The following is a 14,118-nucleotide window of genomic DNA, read 5'->3' on the forward strand; positions in this document are numbered from 1 at the left end:
GCGGGGTCGGGGACCGCCAGGCCCGGGTGGGCAGCGGCGGCGGACGGGTGTCCGCCCTGCCAGATTGTGCCATCCGGGGCGGGCGGGGTCGCTGTGCGGCCCGGCGCGGGGCGCCGTAGCCGTCGCCCGGCCGCGGCACGGGGGTACGGCGCCGCCCCGGATCAGTCCTCGTCCGTCGCCGGCGGGTGCGGCGGCTCGGGAGCGGGGGCGCGTTCCAGCTCGTGGCTCAGTTCGGCCAGCTCGGAGCCGCCCGCCATCTGCCGGGTCAGCTCGTCCAGGGTGATCGAGTCCTTGGTGTGGCTGCCCGCCATGACGCCGCGCTTGAGCAGGACGAAACGGTCGCCCACCAGATACGCGTGGTGCGGGTTGTGCGTGATGAGGACCACGCCGAGCCCCGCGTCGCGGGCGGCGGCCACGTACTTGAGGACCACGCCGGACTGTTTGACCCCGAGGGCGGCGGTCGGCTCGTCCAGGACGAGGACCTTCGCGCCGAAGTGGACGGCTCGGGCGATGGCCACGCACTGGCGCTCGCCGCCGGAGAGGGTGCCGATCGGCTGGTCGACGTCGCGCAGGTCGATGCCCATCCGCAGCAGCTCGGCGCGGGTGGTCTCGCGCATCCGCGCCACGTCGAGCCGTTTGAAGGGCCCGAACCCCTTCCTCGGCTCCGAGCCGAGGAAGAAGTTCCGCCAGACCGGCATCAGGGGGACGACGGCGAGGTCCTGGTAGACGGTGGCGATGCCCCGGTCCAGCGCGTCGCGCGGGGAGGAGAGCGCCGCCTTCTCGCCGTCGATCAGGAAGTCGCCGGCGTCATGGCCGTGCAGCCCGGAGATGATCTTGATGAGGGTGGACTTCCCCGCGCCGTTGTCGCCCAGCACACAGGTGATCTCCCCGGCGTGCACCTCCAGCGAGACGCCCTCCAGGGCGCGGATGTTGCCGTAGTGCTTGCTGACGTCGTCCAGTTCGACGAGTGCGGTCATCGTGACGCCTCCGCGCGCTTGCGCACCCACGCGTTGAGCAGGGTGGCCAGAAGGAGCATCGCTCCGAGGAAGAACTTGAACCAGTCCGGGTTCCACTCGGCGTACACGATGCCCTTGCTCGTCATGCCGAAGATGAACGCGCCGACGGCGGAGCCGATCGCCGAGCCGTAGCCGCCGGTGATCAGACAGCCGCCGATGACGGCCGCGATGATGTAGATCAGCTCGTTGCCGACGCCCTCACCGGACTGGACGACGTCGAACGAGAAGAGCAGGTGCTGCCCGGCGACCCAGGCGCAGAAGGCCACGCCCATGTAGAGCAGGATCTTGGTCCGCTCCACCGGTACGCCGACGGCGCGGGCGGCGTCCGCGTTGCCGCCCACCGCGAAGATCCAGTTGCCGAGGCGGGTGCGCAGCAGGATCCAGGTGGCGAGCGCGACCAGCCCGGCCCACCACAGGATGGTGACCTTCAGGTCGATGTCACCGATGGTGAGCTGGGAGGCGAAGACCTTGCGGGCCGAGGGGAAGCCCTCCATGTTGCTGATCGTCTTGGTCGAGACGGTGCCGCTGACCAGCTTCGTCACACCGAGGTTGAGGCCGGTGAGCATCAGGAACGTGCCGAGGGTGATGATGAAGCTCGGGAGTTTCGTCCGGGTCAGCATGACCCCGTTGAAGACTCCGAACGCCAGCGTGACCAGCAGCGACACCAGGACGCCGACCCAGACGTTCGCCGTCATCTGGTAGCTGAACATCGAGGAGACCAGCGCGGAGCTGGTCACCATCACGCCGGCCGAGAGGTCGAACTCGCCGCCGATCATCAGCAGCGCCACCGGGACGGCCATGATGCCGATCGTGGACGCCGCGTACAGGACCGTGCCGAAGCTGGAGAGCTGGAGGAACGAGTCCGCGACGAAGGCGAAGAAGAGGAAGACGGCCGCCGCGCCGACGACCGAGCCCAGCTCGGGCCGGCCGAGGAGCTTACGGAGCGGGGAGGTGTGGAGCAGGCGTTCGTCGGTGCTCACCGGGTGCCCCGCTCCGCGTACTTCTCCAGCGCGCCCGCGTCCTTCTTGGTGATGATCTGCGGTCCGGTGAGGACCGGGCGTCCACCGCCGAGGACATCGGCGTTGTAGCGGTAGAGCCAGAGCAGGTCGACCGCCTCGTACCCCTGGAGGTAGGGCTGCTGGTCGACGGCGAAGCCGAGGGCGCCGGAGGTCAGCGAGGAGGCGACCTTGGCGTTGAGGTCGAAGGTGTCGACCTCGGCCTTGCTGCCCGCGGTCTCCTTGGCCTTGACGGCGGCGTCCGCGAAGGGCGCGCCCAGGGTGACGACGGCGTCGACGGACCGGTCGGTCTGGAGCTTGGCCTCGATGGACGCCTGGACGTCGGGCATGTTGGTGCCGTCGACGTACAGGTTCTGCAACTGCCCGTCGAAGGTCTTCCGCGCCCCGGCGCAGCGCTGCTCGTGGCCGACGTTGCCCTGTTCGTGGATGACGCAGAGCGCCTTCTTCTTGCCGCGCCGGTCGAGTTCCTCGCCGACGGCCTCGCCGGCGATGGTCTCGTCCTGGCCGACGTGGGTGAGCGCGCCGAACTTCTTGGACTCGGCTGCGCCGGAGTTCACGGTGATCACCGGGATGCCGGCCCGGACGGCCCGGTCGACGACGGCCTTCATGGCGTCGGGCTTGGCGAGCGTGACGATCAGCCCGTCGACCTTCTTGTCGATGTAGGACTGCACGAGCTGCGCCTGCTGCTGGCCCTCGTCGCTGTTGGCGTAGAGGAACTTGATGTTGTCCTTGACCGCGGCCTGCTTGGCACCGTTCTGCACGATGTCCCAGAAGGTGTCGCCGCTGCCCGAGTGGGTGACCATGGCCACGGTCCACCGGGGCGTGTCCACCGCGGACCGCCCCTGGGCGGCCTGCTGGGCCCGCTCCTCCGCGCGCTTGCCGCCCGTACTGCTGCATCCGGCGAGGGCCGTGGCCCCGAGCACCGCCGCCAGTACGGCGCTCAGTGCGCGTACCCCTGTCCGAACCCTTGCCACGACGCCGTGCCCTTCTCGCGGTACTCCTCGGTGCGGCCGGGGCTCGTCCCTGGAACCCGGCCGCCCAAGTATCGGTCATGGCCGGTCGGGGGGTGGTCGGCGGGTACCGCGCAGCGATGACAGGGCCGTGGCGGGGCGGTGGCGGGGCGGCTACGTACGGACGAGGAGCTGGAACTCGAAGGAGTACCGCGAGGCCCGGTAGATGTGCGAGCCGAACTCCACCGCCCGCCCCGTGTCGTCGAAGGCGGTCCGCTCCATGGTGAGCAGCGGCGCCCCGGCCGGCTCGGTCAGCAGCTCGGCCTCCTCGGCGGTGGCGGCCCGCGCCCCGACCGTCTGGCGCGCGCTGTGCAGGGTGATCCCGGCGGAGCGCAGCATCCGGTAGAGGCCGGTGGCTTCGAGGCGTTCCGTGCCGCCGTCACCGTGGCCGTCGCCGCCGAGGAGGCCGGCGGGCAGGTAGTTGCGGAGATGGGCCATCGGCTCGTCGTGCGCGTACCGCAGCCGCTCCACGAGGAGCACCTCCGTGCCCTCCGGTACCCCGAGCGCCGCGGCGACCTCGGCGGTGGCGGGGTACGGGGTGTTGCGCAGGACGCGGGTGGCGGGGCGCTGGCCGGCCGCCTCCAGGTCGTCGTAGAGGCTGCTCAGCTCCAGCGGGCGTTTGACCTGGCTGTGCACGACCTGGGTGCCGACGCCCCGGCGGCGTACGAGCAGTCCCTTGTCGACGAGGGACTGGATGGCCTGGCGGACGGTCGGGCGGGAGAGTCCGAGCCGGGCCGCGAGTTCGATCTCGTTGCCGAGCAGGCTGCCGGGCGCGAGCCTGCCGCGCTCGATGGCCCCCTCCAGCTGCTGAGCGAGCTGGAAGTAGAGCGGTACGGGACTGGTGCGGTCGACGCGGAGCCGGAGCGGCGGAGCCTGGTCCGGCTCCGGGCCTGTGGGGTCGGCCGGGCCTGTGGGGTCGGCCGGGCCTGTGGGGTCGGCCGGTCCTGTGGGGTCGGCCGGGCCGGTCGTATCCTGTCCGGTTGGGACTGATCTCGGCTGATGGGGCACGGGCCGAGCGTAGCCCCATGCCCTGTTGACGGGAAGTAGAGAAGTCCGGTTGTCAGGACAAAGCCTTGACACCGTGATCGGCTCCGGCCACCTTGGGGCCATGCGCATCGGACTCATCGGCACCGGCCGAATCGGCACCTTCCACGCGGACGTGCTCAACCGCCATCGCGATGTCGGTTCCCTGGTCGTCGCGGACATGGACGCGGCACGGGCGGCGCGGGTCGCCGAGCGGATCGGCGCCACGGCCGCGCCCTCCGTGGACGAGATCTTCGCGTGGGGCGTGGACGCCGTGGTGATCACCTCGGCGACCTCGGCCCACGCCGAACTGATCAGCCGGGCCGCGCGGGCCGGACTGCCGTGTTTCTGCGAGAAGCCCATCGCCCTGGACCTGGCGGGCACGCTGGCCGCGCTGCGCGAGGTGGAGTCGGCGGGCACGGTGCTCCAGCTCGGCTTCATGCGCCGCTTCGACGCGGGGTACGGCGCGGCGCGTGAGCTCGTACGGTCGGGGCGGCTCGGCCGGCTGCACACCGTACGGGCGATCACCTCGGACCCGGCGCCGCCGCCCGCCTCGTTCCTGCCGCTCTCCGGCGGCCTGTACCGGGACTGTCTGGTCCATGACTTCGACATCCTGCGGTGGGTCACCGGGCGCGAGGTGGTGGAGGTGTACGCGACGGGCTCGGACGCGGGTCCCGCGATCTTCGCCGAGGCGGGGGACATCGACACGGCGGCGGCGGTGCTGACCCTGGACGACGGGACGCTCGCGACCGCGACCTCCACCCGCTGCAACGGGGCGGGCTACGACGTACGGATGGAACTCGCGGGCGAGCTGGACCAGTTCGCGGTCGGTCTCGACGACCGTACGCCGATCACCTCGACCGAGCCGAAGGGCCCGCCGGCCTGCGACAACCCGTGGCCGGGCTTCCTGGAGCGGTTCGCGCCCGCGTACGAGGCGGAGCTGGACGCGTTCGTGAAGGTCGTCAACGGTGAGCTGGCCAATCCGTGCGACGGCCGGGAGGCTCTGCACGCGCTGCGGATCGCGGAGGCGTGCGAGCTGTCGCGCGGCGAGCACCGTCCGGTGGCGCTGACGGAGATCGCCGGGGGCTGAGAGCGTGGGGCAGGGGGCTCAAGGACGAGCCCCCTGCCCGGTTCCGTCAGGACGGGCCGCCACCGTCCGGCGCCAGGTCCGCGTCGTGCACCAGCAGGGCGATCTGAACCCGGTTGTTGAGGCCGAGCTTGGCCAGGATGCGCGAGACATGGGCCTTGACGGTGGGGACGCTCATGTAGAGACCGGCGGCGATCTCCGCGTTGGACCGGCCGAGGCCGACGGCGAGCGCGACCTCCCTCTCCCGTTCCCCGAGCGTGGCGAGCCGGCCCGCGGCGCCCTCCCGGCGGCTGGTGGCGGCCTGTTCCGCGCCCGGGCCCGGAACCGCGCCCGCCACATGGGTCATCAACTGGCGGGTGACGGCGGGTGAGAGCACCGGGTCGCCGGCCGCCACCCGCCGCACCGCGGTGACGATCTCGACGGGCGGGGTGTCCTTGAGGACGAACCCGGCGGCCCCGGCGCGCAGCGCGCGCACCACCTGTTCGTCGGCGTGGAAGGTGGTCAGGACGAGAACTTCGGGGGCTTCGGGAACTCCGCGCAACGCCTCCGTGGCGGCCAGCCCGTCCATGACGGGCATCCGGATGTCCATGAGCACCACGTCGGGCGCGGTCCGTTCGACCAGCGCGGCGACCTCGGTGCCATCCGCCCCCTCCCCCACGATCTCGATGTCGTCGGCGCCGCCGAGCATGAAGGTCAGTCCGGCGCGGACCAGCGGGTCGTCGTCGACGATGATCAGCCTGATGGTCATGCGGCCCACGGTAGCCAAGCGCGGACGGCGAATCCGCCGTCCCCCGTCGGTCCGTGCTCGAACCGGCCACCGGCCAGGGCGGCCCGCTCCGTCAGCCCGATCAGTCCCTGACCCGAGCCGGGCACCTTCTCCACCTCGCCGGTGGGCGCCGCGTTGCGGACCGCGACGGTGAGCCCGTCCCCCGGGCCGCCGCTGACCTCGACGGTGGAGCCGGTGCCCGGCGCGTGTTTACGGGCGTTGGTCAGCGCCTCCTGTGCGATGCGGTAGGCGGTGCGGCCGACGGCGGCGGGCACGGCGGCGGGATCGGTGACCCGGTTGTCGAGGTCGACGTCCATACCGGCGCTGCGGGATTCGGCGACCAGCGCGTCGAGCGTGGCCAGGGTGGGCTGGGGGCGCTCGGTCTCGTCGCCGTCGGGCGCCCGCAGCACGCCGATGATCATGCGCAGGTCCTGGAGGGCGTCGTGCGCGCTGTCCCGGATCACTCCGGCCGCCCCGGCGATCTCGGCGGCCGGGGCGTTCGGCCGGAACTCCAGGGCGCCCGCGTGGACGCTGAGCAGTGTCAGGCGGTGCGCGAGCACGTCGTGCATCTCGCGGGCGATGGCCTCCCTGGCGAGCCGCTGCGCCTGCTCGGCACGGAGTTCGGCCTCGGCCTCGGCGCGGAGCGCCCGCTCGCGCAGCGCGACGACGAGCTGGCGTCTGGCCCGTACGAGCATGCCCCAGCCGACCGCCAGCAGGAGCAGGACCACGGTGGCGATGAGCGCGGTGGTGAAGGAGGTGGTCGGGTCCGGGCGGAGGTACGCCGCGGCGACTCCGCTCACCAGGGCCACCATGCTGACGATCAGCACGGGGCGGAAGGTCCGGTGCACGGCGACGCAGAACAGCGCGACGAGCGAGGCTCCCCCGGCGAGCGGGGCCACCGTGCCCAGGACCGCGAGCGCGACGGCGACTTCCACCGGCCGGCGCCGTCGCAGCCACAGTGCGCAGCAGGCCAGGAGGCCCGCGGTCAGGTCGAAGGCGTCGACCAGCTCGGAGTTGCCGGCCTTCTGGACCGTCTCGACGGCGAGCAGACCGACGCCCGAGGCGATGACGAACATCAGGGTGTCGATGATCCAGTCGCGCACGGTACGGCGCGGCCGCGCCCGGCCGCGGTCGCCCGGCAGCTCGGGGCCTCGGGGATCGACCATCTCCGAGGGGAGCAGCCAGGGGTAGTCCGTACGTGTCATGCCACCCAACTTACGGAGGTGGCGGGCGGTACGGCCGCCGGTGCGCCGCGGAAGCTACCAAAGTCGCGCGACTGACGGCTTTCGTCGCGCGCCCCCCGTCTTTCGCCGGTCCCGGCGCCGTGGTCAGCCGCCCAGTTCCCGGTGGCGGGCGGCGAGCCGGGCCGCGCCGCGCTCCGTGAGGGAGCCGAAGAGCCGGAGCCGCGAGATCCCGCCGTCGGGGTAGATGTCGATGCGTACGTCGGTCGCGACGGCGGGAACCGGGAGCACGAAGCGGTGGTTGGTGTCGGGCTGGAGCCGGGTCCTGGGCAGGATCTCCGTCCAGCCGTCGGCGTCCGCGTCCGCCGCACCCGCGTCGGTGTCGGTGTCGCGTACGGAGAGGGCGGCCCAGCCCGCCGCGTTCCCCTTGAGGTACGCCGTGTCGATCTCGACGGCCCGGATCTCGCCCTGTTCGGCCGGCCGGTAGCGGATCCAGTCGTTGTCGAGGTCGCGGCGGCGCCTGGTCTCCCAGCCGTCGTCCATCTGGCGGGAGCGGCCGGGGCCGATGGTGTTGGCCGGCGGCGAGTAGAAGCGGTCGGAGGCGTCCTCGGCGGTGCCGCCGTTCTCCAGCGCGAGCAGGTCGAACGTACCGAGCGCGGCGAGCCACGCAGGGTCGGGCGCGACCTCTCCGTACACCCGCAGCCGGGCGATCCCGCCGTCGGGGTGCTGGTTGACGCGCAGGTGGGTGAAGCGCCGCCCGGCGTCGACCGCGAAGCCGTTGGCGGCGTGGCCGCCGACGGCGGTACGGGGCACGAGCACCGTCCAGTCGACGGTGGGGTCGAGCAGTTCCTCCGGGGACGGGGTGCCGGGCAGCGAGACGGCGTCGACGGAGACGGACTGCGGGTAGTTGCCGCGGAAGTGCGCGGTGTCGACGACGATCCCGCGGATCACCCCGGGCGCGCCGAGCCGGACCAGCGCCCAGTCGTGGTCCCCGGGGGCGGGGTGCGGACGTCCGGCGGCAACGCCGCGGCGGCGCCGGGTCTCCCAGCCGTCCATGATCTTGCCCTTGTGGCCGAAGTGCTCGGGGTCGAACACGGCGGGGCCTGGCTTGAGCAGGTTCTCGCGCTCGGCGAAGAACTCGTCGTTGGCGGCGAGCACCCCGGCGCCGAGCCGCCGGTCGGCGAGATCGGTGAGGTGTGTGAAGGGGAGGCCGGCGGTGCGGTAGTCGGCGTACGGGTCGCCGCCGGCGTACGGGCGGGCGTCACCGGTGAAGCGGGCTTCGGGCACGGCGGGGGGCGGAGCGTCGGACACGGTTCAGTGGTTCCTTTCGAGCAGTCGGCCTGAGGGTTCGGCGAGGACGCCGTCGTGGAAGATCCGGGTGCCGCGCAGCCAGGTCGAGGTGACCACGCCGTACAGGGTCCGGCCCGCGTACGCCGTCACCCGGTTGCGGTGGTGCAGTCCGGCCGGGTCGACGGTGAAGGTCCGCTCCGGTGCGAGGACCGTGAAGTCGGCGTCGCGGCCCGCCTCGACGGCGCCCTTCCCGGACAGGCCCGCGAGCGCTGCGGGGGCCGCGGACATCCAGCGCGCGACCTCCTCCAGGGTGTGGCCGCGCCGGCGGGCCTCGGTCCAGACCGCCGGGAGGCCGAGCTGGAGCGAGGAGATGCCGCCCCACGCGGTGGCGAAGTCGGGGGTCTTGAGATCGGAGGTGCAGGGCGAGTGGTCGGAGACGACGCAGTCGATCACGCCGTCGGCCAGCCCCCGCCAGAGCGCGTCCTGGTTCGCGGCCTCGCGGATCGGCGGGCAGCACTTGAACTCGGTGGCCCCGTCGGGGACCTCCTCCGCGGTGAGGGTGAGGAAGTGCGGGCAGGACTCGACGGTGATCCGGACGCCCTCGCTCCGGGCGGCGGCGATCCGCGGCAGGACGTCCGAGGACGAGAGGTGCAGGACGTGCACCCGGGCGTCGAGCCGTTTCGCCTCGGCGATCAGGTGGGTGACGGCCGCGTTCTCCGCGGCGCGCGGGCGGGAGGCGAGGAAGTCGGCGTACGCGGGGCCACCGCGCACGGGCGCCGCGGCCAGTTCACGCGGGTCCTCGGCGTGCGCGATCAGCAGCCCGCCGAAGCCCGCGATCTCGGTGAGGGCCCGGCCCAGGCGCTCCTGGTCCAGCTCGGGGAACTCCTCGACGCCGGACGGCGACAGGAAGCACTTGAAGCCGAAGACCCCGGCGTCGTGGAGCGGGCGCAGGTCCTTGACGTTGTCCGGCACTGCGCCGCCCCAGAAACCGACGTCGACATGGGCCTTGGCGCGGGCCACGTCCCGCTTGACGCCCAGGTGCGCGACGGTCGTGGTGGGCGGCAGCGAGTTGAGCGGCATGTCGAGCAGGGTGGTGACGCCGCCGGCCGCGGCGGCGCGGGTGGCGGTCCAGAACCCCTCCCAGGCGGTGCGGCCCGGGTCGTTCACATGGACGTGGGTGTCGACGAGGCCGGGGAGTACGACATCGTCCCCGACGTCCTCGACCGGTGTCGCCCGGTCCCGGTACGGGGTGTCCGCACCGTACGGAGCGCCCGCGCCGTACGGCAGTACGGCCGTGATCCGGCCGTCGGCGACGGCGATCGTGGCGGGCCGTGTGCCCTCGGGGGTGATGACGCGCGTCGACCGCAGCAGCAGGCTCACCTCGGACACCCGTACTCCTCACCGGCCCCGGGAGACTGCCCCCACGAGGCACGTTTCAACGAACTGTTGAAGAAGTCTTCACTCCGTACCGCACCTCGTCAAGGCCACTTCCCGCACCGTTGTTTCCGTAACGTGAAATAATGATTTCACCAGCCAGAACACCCTACCCATCCGAAGCGACCGCGCACACCCCGGACAAACACCCCCTGACCGGCAGAGACGTCTCATCCCCGGCCACCCGCCCGATCGCCGGGGCAGGTATAGGCTGCTTGCTTGTCCGCCCGTCCCGAAAGGACCGTTGACGTGCCGTCGTCCAGCGCCAGCAGCCCCGACGCCGCCAGATCCGCCTCCGGCAACGGTGGCGTCCAGTCCCTTGAGCGCGCCTTCGACCTGCTCGAACGGATGGCGGACGCGGGCGGCGAGGTCGGACTCAGCGAGCTCTCCGCGACCAGCGGCCTGCCGCTGCCCACCATCCACCGGCTGATGCGGACGCTGGTGGCCTGTGGCTACGTACGCCAGCAGGCCAACCGGCGGTACGCGCTCGGCCCGCGCCTGATCCGGCTCGGCGAGTCGGCGTCCCGGCTGCTCGGGACCTGGGCCAGGCCCTATCTGGCGCGGCTGGTCGAGGAGACCGGCGAGACCGCGAACATGGCGCTCCTCGACGGCGACGAGATCGTGTACGTCGCGCAGGTGCCGTCCAAGCACTCGATGCGGATGTTCACCGAGGTGGGCCGCCGGGTGCTGCCGCACTCCACCGGCGTGGGCAAGGCGCTGCTCTCGCACGTCCCGCCGGAGGAGGTCCGTGCCCTGCTGGCCCGTACGGGCATGCCGGCCGCCACCGAGAAGACGATCACCACGCCCGACGCGTTCCTGGCGGCGCTGGAGACGGTGCGCGGCGCGGGGTACGCGATCGACGACAACGAGCAGGAGATCGGGGTGCGCTGCCTGGCGGTCCCGGTGCCCGACTCCCCCACCGCCGCCGCCATCTCCATCTCGGGCCCGGCGGGCCGGGTGACGGAGGAGGCCACGGAGCGGATCGTGCCCGTACTGCTGGAGGTCGCGCGCGATCTCTCGGCGGCGCTGGCGAACACGGCGGCGCAGCAGTCACAGGGCTGACCGCGGGGACGGCCGGCGAGGGCGCCGGGGAGACCGGACCTGGCCGGTCAGCGGCGCCGTAGGGCCGACGGAGGCCTGGCCGGTCAGCGGGGGCGCGGCACGCCCCCGAAGAGGTCGACGGCGCTCCGTACGCCCATCAGCGCGGGGCCCAGGGCGCTGACCGAGCCGATCGAACCGACGATCAGCAGCAGGGAGCGGCGCATCCGGGCGGTCTCGGGCGCGCCGCTCGCCACCATCGCGGCGAGCGCGGCCAGTTCGTCCTCGGCTATCGCGCGGTCCTTGAACTCCGACGGATAGACCGCCAGTTCGCGCCGGAGCCGGGACACGGCCGTGTGCAGCCCGGTAATTCTCGGGTCCTCGCCGTTCTCCACCACCGGCGACTTCCCCACGCTCCGCAACAAAGCTCCCCCTCGTGCTTTCGCCGCGTGCTCCGCGGCACTCCTCGCGTGCCGGGACGCGACATCGTCCTGATAGGACGATTCCCCTTCGGCGGTGGTCAATCGCCGAGGTTCGCGGGCAAGTTAACGCCATCACGCAGGGCAGGCGCCACTCCACGGACCGAATACGGCGGGAAGACGGCCGGAATGCGAAAGGAATTCCCGGTGATCACCGGCGCACGCGGAACATTCACCGCGCGAAGAGGCGCGAGGGGGCGCGCGATGGCGCGGTACGGGAGGGGACGCGCGGGCGCGCGGTGCGGTAAGCAGGGACCATGCCAGACACACACGGCGCGGACGCGCCCGAGGGGGACGCGTACGAGGCCACGGATCCGCCGGTCGCCGGGCTGCTGCTCGCCGCGGGCGGTGGCCGCCGGCTGGGCGGACGGCCGAAGGCGCTGCTGGAGCACCGGGGCCGGCCGCTGGTGGAGCATGCGGCGCGCGCCTTGCGCGCGGGAGGGTGCACGCCGGTGCACGTAGTGCTGGGGGCGTCCGCGCCGGAGGTACGGGAGCGGGCGGTGCTGCCGGGTGCCGTCCTCGTCGACAACCCCGGATGGGCCGGCGGAATGGGGTCCTCGCTGCGCGCGGGGCTGGCCTCACTGGCCGGCACGGACGCGCGGGCGGCTCTGGTGCTGCTGGTGGACCAGCCGGGGATCGGCGCGGCGGCGGTGGCCCGGGTGGTGGCCGCGTACCGGGGGCCCGGGTCGCTGGTGTCGGCGGCGTACGGCGGGAGGCGCGGCCATCCCGTGCTGTTCGGCGCGGACCGCTGGGCGGAGATCTCGGCGGATGCGACGGGCGACCGCGGGGCACGCGCCTATCTGAAGGCGCGCGAGCGCGACATCGTTCTGGTCGAGTGCGGGGATGTCGCCCTGCCGTACGACATCGACACGGAGGAGGATCTGTCGCACCTTGAAACAGGTGTCGCCCCGGAGAGCGGCGGCATCGGGAAAGGGAGGGCACCCGAAACGGAGTGAGAACATCAACAAAGCATTGAAGTTCCACCATGAGGAAACTATTATCCACAGGTCAGAAGCGCCCGACACTTCGAACGGTGCGCTCGACCGTACGCCGGCCGCCACGGCGCCCCCGCCGCCCGCGCCGCTCGTGAAGGAGTGACAGCTCATGTCCGCACCAGCGCCCTCCCCGCTGGCCCTCGTCGATGCCGAACCCCTGCCCCGCCAGGACGAGGTACTGACCGACGCGGCCCTCGCGTTCGTGGCGGAGCTGCACCGGCGGTTCACCCCCCGCCGGGACGAGCTGCTCGCCCGCCGCGCCGAGCGCCGCGCCGGGATCGCCCGTACCTCCAGCCTGGACTTCCTGCCGGAGACCGCGTCCGTACGCGAGGACGACTCCTGGCGGGTCGCGCCGACGCCCGAGGCGCTGAACGACCGCCGGGTGGAGATCACCGGCCCGACCGACCGCAAGATGACGATCAACGCGCTGAACTCGGGCGCGAAGATCTGGCTCGCGGACTTCGAGGACGCCTCCGCGCCCACCTGGGAGAACGTGGTCCTCGGTCAGCTCAACCTGATCGACGCCTACCGGCGCTCCATCGACTTCACCGACCCGCGCACGGGCAAGTCGTACGCCCTCAAGGACGCGGCGGACCTCGCGACGGTCGTGATGCGCCCGCGCGGCTGGCACCTCGCCGAGCGTCATCTCGTGCTGGACGGCGAGCCGGTGCCGGGCGCGCTGGTCGACTTCGGGCTGTACTTCTTCCACAACGCCGAGCGGCTGATCGAGCTGGGCAAGGGCCCGTACTTCTACCTCCCGAAGACGGAGTCGCACCTGGAGGCACGCCTCTGGAACGACGTCTTCGTCTTCGCCCAGGAGTACGTGGGCGTTCCGCGGGGCACGGTCCGCGCGACGGTGCTGATCGAGACGATCACCGCGGCGTACGAGATGGAGGAGATCCTGTACGAGCTGCGCGACCACGCCTCCGGGCTCAACGCGGGCCGCTGGGACTATCTCTTCTCGATCGTGAAGAACTTCCGCGACGGCGGCGCCAAGTTCGTCCTGCCGGACCGCAACGCGGTCACCATGACGGCGCCGTTCATGCGCGCCTACACCGAACTCCTCGTCCGCACCTGCCACAAGCGCGGCGCGCACGCCATCGGCGGTATGGCGGCGTTCATCCCGTCCCGGCACGACGCCGAGGTCAACAAGGTCGCCTTCGAGAAGGTCAGGGCCGACAAGGACCGCGAGGCGGCCGACGGCTTCGACGGCTCGTGGGTCGCCCACCCGGACCTGGTGCCGATCGCCATGGCCTCCTTCGACGCGGTCCTGGGCGACCGCCCGAACCAGAAGGACCGCCTGCGCGAAGACGTCTCCGTGGCCGCCGGGGATCTGATCGCCATCGACTCGCTGGACGCCCGCCCCACGTACGAGGGCCTGCGCAACGCCGTCCAGGTCGGCATCCGCTACATCGAGGCGTGGCTGCGCGGCATGGGCGCGGTCGCGATCTTCAACCTGATGGAGGACGCGGCCACGGCGGAGATCTCCCGCTCGCAGATCTGGCAGTGGATCAACGCGGGGGTGGAATTCGACCACGAGGGCACGACGCTCCGCGCCACCCCGGAGCTGGCCCGCGCCCTCGCCGCCGAGGAACTGGCCGCGATCCGTGCCGAGACCGGCGAGGATGCCTTCGCGGCGGGCCGCTGGCAGCAGGCCCACGACCTGCTGCTGACGGTCGCGCTCGACGACGACTACGCGGACTTCCTCACCCTCCCGGCGTACGAGCAGCTCCGCGGCTGACCCGGGAAGGGGACAGGAGCGTACGCACGGCGTTTCCGCGAT

Annotated in this window: 13 protein-coding genes; 4 read left to right on the top strand and 9 right to left on the bottom strand. The window is 72.3% G+C overall.

Features of this window, described 5'->3' with window-relative positions; genetic code table 11:
* Nucleotides 1-161: 161 nt before the first annotated feature.
* From ACFXPL_RS02670 to ACFXPL_RS02685, 4 genes are all read right to left on the bottom strand, one after another.
* Nucleotides 162-977 (bottom strand): ATP-binding cassette domain-containing protein, encoded by an 816-nt coding sequence (locus tag ACFXPL_RS02670; RefSeq protein WP_384911295.1) that lies wholly within the window; start codon nt 975-977, stop codon nt 162-164.
* Nucleotides 974-1,996, bottom strand: coding sequence for an ABC transporter permease (locus ACFXPL_RS02675; protein WP_384911298.1), 1,023 nt, complete (start codon nt 1,994-1,996; stop codon nt 974-976). Before ACFXPL_RS02675 ends, ACFXPL_RS02670 begins: the two co-directional genes overlap by 4 nt.
* The gene (locus tag ACFXPL_RS02680) at nt 1,993-3,006 is read right to left on the bottom strand and encodes a sugar ABC transporter substrate-binding protein (protein WP_384911301.1); all 1,014 of its coding nucleotides are present in this window, start codon (nt 3,004-3,006) and stop codon (nt 1,993-1,995) included. Before ACFXPL_RS02680 ends, ACFXPL_RS02675 begins: the two co-directional genes overlap by 4 nt.
* 150 nt (nt 3,007-3,156) lie before the next feature.
* Nucleotides 3,157-4,050, bottom strand: a complete 894-nt coding sequence (locus tag ACFXPL_RS02685; protein WP_384911304.1) for a GntR family transcriptional regulator — start codon at nt 4,048-4,050, stop codon at nt 3,157-3,159.
* A 100-nt stretch (nt 4,051-4,150) separates the two neighbouring features.
* Between ACFXPL_RS02685 and ACFXPL_RS02690 the strand changes: the two genes are divergently transcribed.
* Complete coding sequence (locus ACFXPL_RS02690; RefSeq protein ID WP_384911307.1) at nt 4,151-5,155, top strand: Gfo/Idh/MocA family oxidoreductase; 1,005 nt, start codon at nt 4,151-4,153, stop codon at nt 5,153-5,155.
* A 46-nt stretch (nt 5,156-5,201) separates the two neighbouring features.
* On the opposite strand, the gene ACFXPL_RS02695 is transcribed toward ACFXPL_RS02690, so the two are convergent.
* From ACFXPL_RS02695 to allB, 4 genes are all read right to left on the bottom strand, one after another.
* Entirely contained in the window at nt 5,202-5,900 is a 699-nt protein-coding gene (locus ACFXPL_RS02695; RefSeq protein WP_384911310.1) for a response regulator, read from the bottom strand.
* Nucleotides 5,897-7,123: a sensor histidine kinase gene (locus ACFXPL_RS02700; protein ID WP_384911313.1), complete on the bottom strand. Its 1,227-nt coding sequence runs from the start codon at nt 7,121-7,123 to the stop codon at nt 5,897-5,899. Before ACFXPL_RS02700 ends, ACFXPL_RS02695 begins: the two co-directional genes overlap by 4 nt.
* Nucleotides 7,124-7,246: 123 nt before the next feature.
* Nucleotides 7,247-8,410, bottom strand: a complete 1,164-nt coding sequence (gene alc, locus ACFXPL_RS02705) for an allantoicase (protein WP_384911318.1) — start codon at nt 8,408-8,410, stop codon at nt 7,247-7,249.
* Nucleotides 8,411-8,413: 3 nt separating this feature from the next.
* Nucleotides 8,414-9,778 (bottom strand): allantoinase AllB, encoded by a 1,365-nt coding sequence (gene allB / locus ACFXPL_RS02710; protein ID WP_384911321.1) that lies wholly within the window; start codon nt 9,776-9,778, stop codon nt 8,414-8,416.
* Nucleotides 9,779-10,072: 294 nt separating this feature from the next.
* Between allB and ACFXPL_RS02715 the strand changes: the two genes are divergently transcribed.
* Nucleotides 10,073-10,885 (top strand): IclR family transcriptional regulator, encoded by an 813-nt coding sequence (locus ACFXPL_RS02715; RefSeq protein ID WP_384911324.1) that lies wholly within the window; start codon nt 10,073-10,075, stop codon nt 10,883-10,885.
* A gap of 83 nt (nt 10,886-10,968) precedes the next feature.
* Here the strand turns inward: ACFXPL_RS02715 and ACFXPL_RS02720 are convergent, their stop codons facing one another.
* On the bottom strand, nt 10,969-11,286 hold the full coding sequence (locus ACFXPL_RS02720) for a DUF5955 family protein (protein ID WP_384911327.1): 318 nt from the start codon (nt 11,284-11,286) through the stop codon (nt 10,969-10,971).
* 311 nt (nt 11,287-11,597) lie between these two features.
* Here ACFXPL_RS02720 and ACFXPL_RS02725 point away from each other — a divergent pair, with 311 nt between their 5' ends.
* On the top strand, nt 11,598-12,296 hold the full coding sequence (locus ACFXPL_RS02725; RefSeq protein WP_384911330.1) for an NTP transferase domain-containing protein: 699 nt from the start codon (nt 11,598-11,600) through the stop codon (nt 12,294-12,296).
* 148 nt (nt 12,297-12,444) lie between these two features.
* Nucleotides 12,445-14,076: a malate synthase A gene (aceB, locus tag ACFXPL_RS02730; protein WP_384911333.1), complete on the top strand. Its 1,632-nt coding sequence runs from the start codon at nt 12,445-12,447 to the stop codon at nt 14,074-14,076.
* Nucleotides 14,077-14,118: the final 42 nt, after the last annotated feature.

The organism is Streptomyces sp. NPDC059092, assembly GCF_042756365.1.
In the GTDB taxonomy this organism is placed as follows: domain Bacteria; phylum Actinomycetota; class Actinomycetes; order Streptomycetales; family Streptomycetaceae; genus Streptomyces.